This is a genomic window from Falsirhodobacter sp. 1013, assembly GCF_051195255.1.
Lineage (GTDB): Bacteria > Pseudomonadota > Alphaproteobacteria > Rhodobacterales > Rhodobacteraceae > Falsirhodobacter.
Map to the genome: position 1 here is coordinate 73925 of NZ_JBNJLK010000002.1, position 11689 is coordinate 85613.

The 11689-nt window shown below is 67.8% G+C and carries 10 protein-coding genes; 6 read left to right on the plus strand and 4 right to left on the minus strand.

The features are described from left to right. The first annotated feature begins 20 nt into the window (after window positions 1-20). Entirely contained in the window at window positions 21-1229 is a 1209-nt protein-coding gene (locus ACSHZY_RS03810) for an MFS transporter (protein ID WP_435165652.1), read from the plus strand. Here the strand turns inward: ACSHZY_RS03810 and ACSHZY_RS03815 are convergent. After that, window positions 1139-1996 carry an SDR family oxidoreductase gene (locus ACSHZY_RS03815; protein ID WP_435165655.1) on the minus strand — a complete coding sequence of 286 codons (858 nt, stop codon included), beginning with the start codon at window positions 1994-1996 and terminating at the stop codon, window positions 1139-1141. The genes ACSHZY_RS03810 and ACSHZY_RS03815 overlap by 91 nt on opposite strands. 31 nt (window positions 1997-2027) lie before the next feature. After that, window positions 2028-3050 (minus strand): MGH1-like glycoside hydrolase domain-containing protein, encoded by a 1023-nt coding sequence (locus tag ACSHZY_RS03820; protein ID WP_435165657.1) that lies wholly within the window; start codon window positions 3048-3050, stop codon window positions 2028-2030. 119 nt (window positions 3051-3169) lie between these two features. On the opposite strand from ACSHZY_RS03820, the gene ACSHZY_RS03825 reads away from it, so the two are divergent. From ACSHZY_RS03825 to ACSHZY_RS03845, 5 genes are read left to right on the plus strand one after another with little or no spacing between them, the layout of a single operon-like run. Continuing rightward, window positions 3170-4342: an efflux RND transporter periplasmic adaptor subunit gene (locus tag ACSHZY_RS03825; RefSeq protein WP_435165659.1), complete on the plus strand. Its 1173-nt coding sequence runs from the start codon at window positions 3170-3172 to the stop codon at window positions 4340-4342. After that, window positions 4342-6273: a MacB family efflux pump subunit gene (locus tag ACSHZY_RS03830; RefSeq protein ID WP_435165662.1), complete on the plus strand. Its 1932-nt coding sequence runs from the start codon at window positions 4342-4344 to the stop codon at window positions 6271-6273. Before ACSHZY_RS03825 ends, ACSHZY_RS03830 begins: the two co-directional genes overlap by 1 nt. A gap of 56 nt (window positions 6274-6329) precedes the next feature. Then, complete coding sequence (locus ACSHZY_RS03835) at window positions 6330-8033, plus strand: ABC transporter ATP-binding protein (RefSeq protein WP_435165665.1); 1704 nt, start codon at window positions 6330-6332, stop codon at window positions 8031-8033. Beyond that, a complete protein-coding gene (locus ACSHZY_RS03840) occupies window positions 8030-9364 on the plus strand; it encodes a phosphomannomutase (RefSeq protein ID WP_435165668.1) in 1335 nt (444 codons plus the stop codon). The genes ACSHZY_RS03835 and ACSHZY_RS03840 overlap by 4 nt, the downstream gene beginning before the upstream one ends. 35 nt (window positions 9365-9399) lie before the next feature. Continuing rightward, a complete protein-coding gene (locus ACSHZY_RS03845) occupies window positions 9400-10098 on the plus strand; it encodes an endonuclease/exonuclease/phosphatase family protein (protein WP_435165671.1) in 699 nt (232 codons plus the stop codon). Between the two features lie 60 nt (window positions 10099-10158). Here the strand turns inward: ACSHZY_RS03845 and ACSHZY_RS03850 are convergent, their stop codons facing one another. Together ACSHZY_RS03850 and ACSHZY_RS03855 are read right to left on the minus strand one after the other, a co-directional pair. Beyond that, on the minus strand, window positions 10159-10662 hold the full coding sequence (locus ACSHZY_RS03850; RefSeq protein ID WP_435165674.1) for a hypothetical protein: 504 nt from the start codon (window positions 10660-10662) through the stop codon (window positions 10159-10161). A gap of 149 nt (window positions 10663-10811) precedes the next feature. Continuing rightward, on the minus strand, window positions 10812-11621 hold the full coding sequence (locus ACSHZY_RS03855; RefSeq protein WP_435165677.1) for a response regulator: 810 nt from the start codon (window positions 11619-11621) through the stop codon (window positions 10812-10814). Window positions 11622-11689: the final 68 nt, after the last annotated feature.

Sequence of the window (11689 nt, forward strand, 5' to 3'; positions counted from 1 at the left end):
GCGTGAACCTGCCATCACACATGAGGACGACCTTGTCGGACACCCGCAGCCTTGGCCGGGCGGAAACGCGCCCCGGCATTGTCCACTTCGCGCTGGCCGTCGGGGGATTCGCCATTGGCACCTCCGAATTCGCGGCCATGGCCCTCATCCCGTATTTCTCACCCTCGCTTGGCATTGCCGAAACGACGGCCAGCCACGTGATCTCGGCCTATGCGCTCGGCGTGGTGATCGGGGCGCCGGTTCTGGCGGTTCTGGGCGCCCGCTGGCCGCGCCGGACGCTGCTGATCGCGCTGATGATCGTCTACGCGCTGGCCCATGTCGCCTCGGCCTTCGCGCAAAACTATCACGGAATGCTGGCCTACCGCTTCATCTCGGGCCTGCCGCACGGGGCGTATTTCGGGGTGGCCGCGCTGATGGCCGCCAGCGTCGTCCCGCGCGAGGACCGGTCCAAGGCCGTGGCGCGCGTGATGACCGGCCTGACCGTGGCCACGGTTCTGGGCGTGCCCTTTGCCAACGTGCTGGGACAGACGGTGGGCTGGCGGTGGGGCTTCGGCATCGTGGCCGTGCTGGCGCTGCTGTGCGTCGCGCTGATCTGGATCTATGCCCCGCGGGATGAAGCGCCGCGCAGCGGCTCCCCCCTGTCCGAACTGTCGGCGCTGGGCAACCGTCAGGTGCTGCTGACCCTGCTGACCGGCGCCGTGGGCTTTGGTGGCTTCTTCGCGGTCTACAGCTATGTCGCCTCCACCGTCATCAACGTAACCCAAGCCGGAGAGGCGGCGGTGCCCTTCGTGCTGGCGGCGATGGGGGGCGGCATGGTCGTGGGCACGCTGGTCGTGGGCTGGGTGGCGGACCGCCGCCCGACGCTGGCGCCCTTTGCCATCATGACCATCGCCGGCCTCTTGATGCTGTGCTACGGGCCCGCCACCGCTTCGCTGGTCACGCTGATCCCGCTGGTCTTCCTGATCGGCATGTCGGGTGCGCTGTCCATTCCGCTGCAATCGCGCCTGATGGACGTCGCGGGTGAGGCGCAGACCCTGGCCGCCGCCCTGAACCATTCGGCCTTCAACATCGCCAACGCGATCGGGCCGGCCGTCGCGGCCGCGGCGATCTCGGCGGGCTACGGCTTCCAGGCCTCGGGTTACGTGGGCGCGCTGTTGTCCGTGGCGGGGATCGTCTGCTTCGCCGTCACCGTGGCCGATGCCAGAAGGTCGGCCAAACCCGCCCGGTAATCCGGAAAGGCAAGGCGCACGCCCAGCGCCTTGATCCGGTCGTTCCGCACGCGCTTCGATTCGGCATAGAAGCTGCGCGCCATCGGTGTCAGCTCGGCCTCCTCGAACGGGATGGCGGGGGGCACGGGAAGGCCCAGAAGGCGGGCCGCTTCGGCGATCACATCCTCGGGCGGCGCCGGATCGTCGTCGCAAACGTTGTAGATCCCCGGCGCGGGCTGCCGGATCGAGGCGTCGAGCACCTGCGCGATATCCTCCACATGAATGCGGCTGAACACCTGGCCCGGCTTGATGATGCGCCGCGCCGTGCCGTCCTTCACCTTTTCAAACGGGCCGCGACCGGGACCGTAGATCCCTGCCAGCCGGAAGATGTGGACCGGCCGGCACGCCTGCCATTGCTGTTCCGCCTTCAGCCGCCACGCGCCGCGGCGGGTCGTGGGGCTGGGGGGCGTTGCCTCGTCCACCCAGCCGCCGGCATGATCGCCATAGACACCCGTGGTGGACAGATACCCGGCCCATTCCAGCGGAAGGGCGGCAATGGCGTCGGCATGGGTGGCCAGAAAAGGATCGCCCCCTTCGTCCGGCGCGGCTGAGGCGAGAAGATGCGTCACCCCTTCGGGAATGGGCGCGGGCCAGACCAGCCGCTCCACGTCGGGCAGGTCCTTTTGCGGATCGCGCGTCGTGCCGATGACCCGCCAGCCTTGCGCCCGCAACCTGCGGGCCAGCGCCTGCGCCGAATATCCGTGACCAAGGGAAAGAAGTGTGGGCATGCGCAAAGCGTGGGCCAGCGCGACCAAAGTGTCAACGCGCCGATGCGGCCGTCGCGTTTTCGATGAACAGGGCGGCCGCCAGAACATCGTCCGCGGGCACGGGCGCCTCCATCCGGACGGCGGGGGCATCAGCAACCAACGCCGCCGCCCAAGGCTCCACCACGCCTTCCACCTGCGCCTCCACCGGCAGGCCGGCCCAAGCCGGCAGAACCGTCCCGACCGAGGCGGTCTGGATCCTGTGGCCGGTGATGCGGTCCAGCGGCAGATACCGTCCGTCCTGCATCAGCCTGTCCATGGCCACGCGTGCGCGCTGCGCGATCAGGCGGTTGCCTTCGGCCATCTCCGGCTCCTCCAGCGCGTCGGCCAAGGCGGCCAGATCCTCGCAACTGCGGATCAGGACGGCGTTCGCACCCGGATCCACCACGCGGAAGGGGGAGGTGTCGTGCAGTTCCGGCGTTTCCCAACCGAGTGAGCGAAAGCGTTCGATCAGCCAGACGCTGCGGGCCTGCGCTGCCGGCGCGGCTGCGGGCAGGTAGGACGCCACCCCTTCGGTCGGGACACGGGAAAAGGGAACCTGCCATTCCGGGGCGTCCGGCCGCCCCGACTCCCACGGATGCAGGATCGCGAACAGGCCGGTGCCCTGCGGGTCGCGATGCGTGCCGAACCAGCCGTGCCAGCGGTCGATCACCGTCAGCGCCGCACGGGCGCGGGCCGCATCGGGCGCGCGTTCGTGCAGCCGCCGCAGCACGCTGCCCCAGATCGGAAGCGCCGTCAGGCCGGAGGTGGTGACCGGCCGCCCCGTCACCCACAGCCCGCTGGCGGGGAACGCCTCCGTCGGCTGGTGATAGACCAGATGCGGCACCATCCCGTCCGGCCATTGCGCGGCCAGAAGCGATTCCAGCTCGGCCCACGCCCGATCCGGATGCGCCACCGACAAGGCCCGCACCACGAAGGCCGACGTCAATGCGTCCTGCGGCGCGCCGTCGGGTGCCGTCCACGTGCCCCGGTCGGCGGCGGACAGGATGTCCAAGGCTTGGGCGATGTTCAGGATCATGGAAACCTCCGCATTCCTTTGCGGGTCAATCCGCGAAAAAGGCGGGGGTTCCGCGACAGATATGGCGGGCGCCGCCGTATCACCCCATATTCGCCGCGACAGATGGAACGGATGGACGAATGGCACGACGCAGGTTGTGGATGCCCGCGCTGGCGGTGACGGCTGCGCTGGGGGTGGGGGCGTATCTTTGGCAGGACAGGTCCGGTGAGGCCGCCATCCCGCCCGCGACCTATGCGGTGAAGCGCGGGGACGTGTCGGTGAACGTGCTGGCCTCGGGGCAGATCGAAAGCTCCTCCCTCGTCAGCGTGGGCGCGCGCGTGTCGGGCGAGGTGGAGGAACTGGCCGTCGCCTTGGGCCAGACCGTGCAGGCCGGCGACCTGATCGCCCGCATCGACAGCCGCGATCAGGAAAATGCCGTCGCCCGCGCCAAGGCCACGCTGGCCGGGATCGAGGCGCAGATCGCCTCGGCCGAAGCGACGCTGGTGCAGGCGCAGCAAACCTATGACCGCAGCGCCCGCCTGTCGCGTGGCGGCAGCCTGACTGTGGAAACGTTCGAACAGGCCTCGGCCGATCTGGCCATCGCCAAGGCGTCGCTGGACCAGTTGAAGGCCAGCCGCGACGACGCCAGCATCGCCGTGTCGGATGCCGAGGTGGAGCTGGAACGCACCCGCATCACCGCGCCCATGAACGGCACCGTCGTGGCCGTGGTCACCAAGGCCGGCCAGACGGTGAACGCCAACCAGTCCACCCCCACCATCGTGAAGCTGGCCGATCTGGAGAACATGGTCGTCAACGCCGAGATCTCGGAAGCGGACGTGGTCCGCGTGGAGCCGGGGCAGGAGGTGAGCTTCACCATCCTCGGCGCGCCGGACCGGACGTTCCAGGCCACGGTCCGCCAGATCGAACCCGCCCCCGCGGGGATCGAGGACAGCGACACCATCTCCTCGGACGAGGCGATCTATTACAACGGGCTGTTCGACGTCGAAAACCCGGACGGCGTGCTGCGCATCGGCATGACGGCCGAGGTGCGGATCGCCCTTCAGGGCGTGCAGGACGTGCTGACCCTGCCATCGGCCGCGCTGGGCCGGCGGGGTGCGGATGGCACCTACACTGTACAGGTGCAGGACGGCACGGGCTTTGTTCCGCGTCCGGTGAAGGTCGGCCTGAACGACAACGTCACGGCCGAGATCACGGACGGCGTGAAGGAAGGCGACCGCATCCTCGCCTCGGGTGCTGCGGAAGGGCTATCCCGTGCCACGGGCGGCGGGCGCCGCGGGCCGATGGGCTTCTGATGGAACCGTTGATCCGCATCCGCGGCATCCGTCGCGAATACGCGGCGGGCGACCAGCGCATCGCCGTTCTGAAGGACGTGGATCTGGACATCCACGCCGGAGAGATGCTGGCCATCGTCGGCCAGTCCGGTTCCGGCAAGTCGACGCTGATGAACATCCTCGGCTTCCTCGACCGGCCGAACGCCGGCACCTACCGGTTCGGGGGGCGCGAGATCGGCGATCTGGCCCCCGATGATCTGGCCGAACTGCGGCGCGAGCATTTCGGCTTCATCTTCCAGCGCTACCAGCTTCTGGGCGATCTGGACGCGGTGGGCAACGTGGAGGTTCCGGCCATCTACAAGGGCGTGGCGCGGGGCGCCCGCCGCGAACGGGCGCGGGCGCTTCTGACGCGGCTGGGCCTTGGCGAACGTCTGGACCACCGCCCCGGTGAGTTGTCGGGCGGCCAGCAGCAGCGGGTGTCCGTCGCCCGCGCCCTGATGAATGGGGGCGAGGTGATCCTGGCCGACGAACCCACGGGCGCGCTCGACACCGTCTCGGGGGCGGAACTGATGCGGCTGTTGCAGGAACTGCACGCCGAAGGCCACACCATCGTCATCGTGACCCATGATCCCGGCATCGCCGCCCAGTGCGACCGGATCGTGGAGATGCGGGACGGCGTGATCGTGTCGGACAGCGCGGCCGGCGCCACGGCCGCCCCGCGCGCCGCCGCCCCGTCGCGCCGCGCGCTGGCCCCCGGCCTCGACCGTCTGCGCGAAGCGTTCGGCATGGCGGTGAAGGCCATGGCCGCGCACCGGATGCGCAGCTTCCTGACCATGCTGGGCATCATCATCGGCATCGCGTCCGTCGTGTCGGTGGTGGCGCTGGGGTCGGGCAGCCAGCAGCAGGTTCTGGCCAACATCTCCAACATCGGGTCGAACACGATCGACATCCGCAACGGGTCGGGCTTCGGGGACCGCAGCGCCAACCGCATCCGTGCCCTGACGGCCGAGGATGCGGAGGCGCTGGCCGTCCAGCCCTACGCCGCCGGCGTGTCGCCCACCGTGTCGGCCAGCGCCACGATCCGGTTCGGCGCCACCGAACTGTCGGCGAGCGTCACGGGCGTGGGGGTGGAGTATTTTGCCGCCCGCGCCTTCAAGACGGTGGGCGGGGCCACCTTCGACGCCACCGCCGTGTCCCATTACGCGCAAGAGGCGGTGATCGACACAGACGGCGCCACCGCCCTGTTCGGCGCGGCCGACCCCGTTGGGCAGGTCGTGATGATGGGTCGCGTGCCGGTGCGGATCCTGGGCGTGGTGGAGGCGTCGGGCACCAGTTTCGGCCCCCAGTCGGCGCTGAACCTGTTCATCCCCTACACCACCGCGATGGCGCGCCTGTCAGGGCAGGATTACGTCAACTCCATCTCGGTCCGCGTGGCCGACGATTTCGACATGGACACGGCCGAGGCGCTGATCACCCAGCTTCTGACCACGCGGCACGGCAAGCAGGACTTCTTCCTGACCAACACCGACACGATCCGCGAGGCCATCACCTCCACCACCCGCACTCTGACGATGCTGATCGCGGGGATCGCCGTCATCTCGTTGTTCGTGGGCGGGGTGGGGGTGATGAACATCATGCTGGTCTCGGTGACGGAGCGGACGAAGGAAATCGGGGTCCGCATCGCCGTGGGCGCGCGGCGGGCCGACATCATCACCCAGTTCCTGATCGAGGCGGTGCTGGTCTGCCTTCTGGGCGGCGTGCTCGGCATTACGCTCGCGCTGGGCCTTGGCTGGGCCCTTCAGGCCGCCATCCCGCAGATGAGCCTGATCTACTCCTCCACCTCCATCATCGCGGCGGTGGTGTCGTCCAGCGTGATCGGCGTGACCTTCGGCTTCCTGCCGGCGCGCGCGGCCTCGCGCCTCGATCCGGTGGAAGCGCTGACGCGGGAATGAGGCTGGCCAATTCCGCACCAAAACCGTAGGGGAAGGGGGTCAGACCGGAGGCCCCCATGCTGCGCGAATTCTTCTCCTACTACCGGCCGTGGATGCCGCTGTTCTTTCTGGATTTCGGCTGCGCGATCCTGTCGGGCGTGCTGGAACTGGCCTTCCCGCTGGCCATCAAGGGCTTCATCGACATCCTTCTGCCGCAGGGCGATCTGGCGCTGACGATCCTGGCGGCCCTGGGGCTGCTGATCGTCTACCTGTTCAACTCGGGGCTGATGGCCATCGTGACCTATTGGGGCCACATGCTGGGCATCAACATCGAGACGGAGATGCGCCGCCGCGCGTTCGAGCATCTGCAGAAGCTGTCCTTCAGCTATTACGACAACCAGCGCACGGGCAAGCTGGTCGCCCGCGTGACCCGCGACCTTGAGGAGATCGGCGAGGTCGCCCACCATGGCCCCGAGGATCTGGTCATCGCGGTCATGACCTTTGCCGGCGCCTTTGTCCTGATGGCGATGATCCACCTGCAACTGGCGCTGATCACGGCGCTGGTGGTGCCCGTCACCGTGGGGCTGGTGATCTATTTCGGCGGCCGGATGACCAACACCTTCCGCACCATCTATTCCCGCGTGGCCGACTTCAACGTCCGGCTGGAGGAGAACGTGGGAGGCATCCGCGTCGTGAAGGCCTTCGCCAACGAGGAGCACGAGAAGACGCTTTTCGCGCGCGACAACTCCGCTTATCGCGAAACGAAGCTGGCCGCCTATCGCGTGATGGCGCAGACGGTGTCCCTGAACTACATGGGCATGCGCGCGGTGCAGGTCATCGCGATGGTGACGGGGGCCTGGTTCGTGCTGGCGGGGCAGCTGTCCGCGGGCGGCTTCGTGGCCTTCCTGCTGCTGGTCAGCGTGTTCTTCCGCCCGCTGGAAAAGATCGCCTCGGTGATCGAAATTTATCCCCGGGGCATCGCCGGCTTCGCCCGCTACAAGGAGCTGATGGACATCGAGCCGGAGATCGCCGATGCCCCCCACGCCCGCCCCGCCGGCCCCCTGACCGGCGCGATCCGTTTCGAGGACCTGCATTTCGGTTACGAGTCGGGCCGCCAGATCCTGAAAGGTGTCAGCATAAACGTGCGGCCGGGCGAGACGCTGGCCTTCGTGGGCCCCTCGGGCGCGGGCAAGACGACGCTTCTGGCACTGGTGCCGCGCTTCTATGACCCCACGGCGGGCCGCATCACCATCGACGGCACCGACATCCGCGACATGACGATCGAAAGCCTGCGCCGCCAGATCGGCATCGTCAGCCAGGATGTGTTCCTGTTCGGCGGCACCCTGCGCGAGAACATCGCCTATGGCGACCTGAACGCGACCGAGGAGCAGATTCTGGAAGCCGCCCATCGCGCACAACTGTCGCCGATGATCGCGGCCCTGCCGGACGGGCTGGACACGGTGGTGGGCGAACGCGGCGTCATGCTGTCGGGCGGTCAGAAGCAGCGCGTGGCCATCGCCCGCGCCTTCCTGAAGAACCCGCCGATCCTGATCCTGGACGAGGCGACCTCCGCCCTCGACACCGAAACCGAGCGCGAGATTCAGGCCGCGCTGGACGCGCTTTCGGTCGGGCGCACCACGCTGATCATCGCGCACCGCCTGGCCACCATCCGCCACGCCGACCGGATCGTGGTGATGGAAGAAGGGCGCGTGACCGAAACCGGCACCCATGCGCAGCTGGAGGCTTCGGGCGGCCGCTACGCCCGGCTTTCGGCGGCATGACGGCCTTCGGGGCCTATGACATCCGCGGGCGGCTGGGCGTCGATCTGGACGCCGGCTTCGCCGCTCGTCTGGGCCGCGCCTTCGTGCGGCATCTGAATGCCTCCTGCATCGTGGTGGGGCGCGACAACCGTCCCTCCTCCCCGCAACTGGCGCAGGCGATCATGACGGCAGCCCGGTCCGAAGGGACGGAGGTTCTGGACCTTGGATTGTGCGGGACCGAGGAGATGTACCACGCCACCGCCCATTTCGGCGCGTCCGGCGGGATCATGGTCACGGCATCCCACAATCCGGCCGATTACAACGGGATGAAGCTGGTGGGTGCCGGGGCCGCCCCTCTGGACAGTCTGGAGCCGATCCGGGCGTTGATGGATATGGCGCCTTCTGGACGATCCGCCCCCTGCCGCGACGTCGCGGCCGAGGCGCGGGCGGCTTGGGTGCGGACGGTTCTGGGGTTCGTGGACCGCCGCGCGCTGTGCCCGCTGACCGTTTTGGTGAACGCGGGGCATGGGGCGGCGGGGCCCAGCTTCGACGCGCTGGCGGCGGGGCTGGAGGGAACCGGACTGCGGTTCCTGCGCCATCACCACGATCCGGACGGGACCTTTCCGCAAGGCATCCCGAACCCCCTGCTTCCCGAAAACCGTGACGCCACGGCACGGGCCGTGCGCGCGACGGGGGCCGATCTGGGCGTGGCGTGGGACGGCGATTTCGACCGATGCTTCCTGTTCGACGGCACGGGCGCCTTTGTCGACGGCGAATACGTGGTGGGCCTGCTGGCCGAGGCCTTTCTGGCGAAAGAGCCGGGGGCGACGATCGTGCACGACCCGCGCGTGATCTGGAACACGCGGGACGTGGTGGCACAGGCAGGCGGCCGCGCGGTCGCCTCCCGCACCGGGCACGCCTTCCTGAAGCGGACGATGCGGGATACGGGCGCCGTGTATGGCGGCGAGATGTCGGCGCATCATTACTTCCGCGACTTCCACTGCTGCGACAGCGGCATGATCCCCTGGCTTCTGGTGGCCGAGGTCATGGGCCGCACGGGCCAAAGCCTGGCCGATCTGGTGGCGGCGCGGCGCGCGGCTTTTCCGTCTTCCGGAGAGATCAACTTCCGCATTGACGACGTGCCCGCCGCCATCGCGCGGGTGCAGGCGGCGTTCGACGGGGTGCCGGACGATCTGGACGGCCTCAGCCTCGACATGGGCGACTGGCGGTTCAACCTGCGCGCTTCCAACACAGAACCGCTGCTGCGCCTGAACGTGGAAGCGCGGGGGGATGCGGCCCTGGTCGCGCGTCAGATGGCAGTCCTTCGCGCGCGGATTTGCCCAAAGGGTTAAGGCGGCCCATATCCCATCCAAAGGATACCGCCACCATGCCAGACATCACCGTCGCCTCCTACAACATCCACAAGGGGATCGGGATCGATCGCCGCCGCGATCTGACCCGCATCGCCCATGTCATCGAGGAACTTCAGGCCGATGTCGTCGCCCTGCAGGAGGCGGACGCCCGTTTTGGCGACCGCAGGGGCCTTCTGGATCTGGACCGGCTGGCCACGATGGGCCTGAAGAGGGTGGAGGTGCGGGGCTTGCGCGAACGCTCCCACGGGTGGCACGGCAACGTGATGCTGGTGCGCCGCGACACCGAGGTGGAGGGAGTGGAACGTCTGGCCCTTCCGGGGCTGGAACCCCGCGGCGCCATTGTGGCCGATCTCGTGGTGCATGGCGTGCCCGTTCGGGTCATCGGCACGCATCTGGCGCTTCTGGGGCAGTCCCGCATCAAGCAGGTGGCCATGGTTCTGGACCAGCTGGCCGCCTTGTCGGACCGTCCAACCGTCCTGATGGGCGATACGAACGAATGGCGGCGGGGCGAGGCGACGCTGAAGGGGTTCCTGCCGCACTTCCCGCAAAGCGCCCGCGCGCCCAGCTTTCCTGCGCCGTTCCCCATCCTCCCCTTAGATCGCGTGATGCTGAGCCATGGGCGGATCGAGGATTTCACCGTCCACGTGTCCGCCTTGTCGCGGCGGGCGTCGGATCACCTTCCCGTCCGCGCCCGGCTGGTCCTGCCGGACTGACGCAAAACGACGCCGGCCCCAAGGAGACCGGCGCGGCATAGGGTTGGAAGGCCTGAAGCCTTACTTCGGCAGGTTGTCCACCACGGCGGCGGCAAAGGTTTTCAGGGTGGCCTGATACACCGCGTCGCTGGAGACATCGACCACGGTGACGTTCTGGTTGCCAGGAACGTAGGGCATGATCTGGTTCATCGCGACGGCCAGATTGAACTTGCGCTGGCTGCCTGAGCTGCCCTGATCTTCCACGCTGACCGTGCCGGCCATCACGGCCGTGGTCGGGCCGGGGGTTCCGGCGAACGGCGCGGCCAAGGCCACTTCATCCAGATCCACAGTGATCCGGGCCCCGCCTTCGGCGCTGTCGGGCTTGGCGGTCAGGGCTTCGGCGATGGCGGCCGTCAGGTCCGCGTCCACGGTGGCGTAACGCTGTGCGGCGGCGGGGCTCGTGATCTCGTTCGCGGTCACGCCGACATCGATCGAATCGGCCCATTGTTGGGCGTGGACCGGAAGCGCGAAGGGCAGGGCAAGAACGGCGGCAAGGGCGGCGGAAGGCAGGAATTTCGAAGGCATGGGCATCTTCTCCTGAAAGGGTCGCGGTCGTTCGCGACGATGCCCTCAGAACGTAAGGAAAGGGCGCCAGGTTCCCCTGACGCCCTTCTGGAACATGAGCGGCCGGTTGTGGTTAAGCCTGCATGACACAGGACATCACCATCTTGCCATCAGGCGATCAGCGTCTCGGTCGAGGAGAAGAACATCGCCTGGCTCACCGCCGAGCGCACCTGATCCTCGTGATACGGCTTGGTGATCAGGAAGGCCGGCTCGTGCTTCTGGCCGGTCAGAAGCCGTTCGGGGAAGGCCGTGATGAAGATCACCGGCACGTCGTCGAACTGCTTGAGGATGTCGTTCACCGCATCGATCCCCGACGAGTTGTCGGCCAGCTGGATGTCGGCCAGGATCAGGTCGGGCCGTTCCGAGGAGGCGAGGGCAACGGCTTCCGTCCGGGTGCGGGCGATGCCGGTGATGGTGTGGCCCATTTCCTTGACGATGGCCGAGATGTCCATCGCGATAATGGCCTCATCCTCGATGATCATGACCTTGCCGGCGATGGCATTGGCCATTTCGCGCTGCGCGATCTCGATCAGTTCGGAAGCCTCGCCCGCCTCGACCTGCATGATTGTGCCAATCTCTTCATGCGTGAAGCCTTCGATGGCGTGCAGCAGCAGCGCCTCACGCGTGTTCGGCGTCAGATGCGCCATGTGGTTCTGGGCCTTCTCGGACAGGCGGCTGTCGGGTTCGCCCAGCGGGGCACCGGCGCTGGCCCAGACCAGGTGGAAGGCGTGGAACAGGGCAACCTTGGCGTTGCCGGTCATGTCGAAGATCGAAGTGTCTTCTAGGATCGCCTCAAGCGTGGCGGCTGCGAAGGCATCGCCGGTCGACTGGCTGCCGGTCAACGCCCGGGCATAGCGGCGAAGGTAAGGAAGGTTCGCCGCTATGACGGAAGAAAGGTCGGCAGTGACGTCTGACGGCATTGAATGTTCCCTTCAAGCTCATTTTCTCGGGAACCAAACTCTTGGCATCACGTTCGGTTCCCAACAAG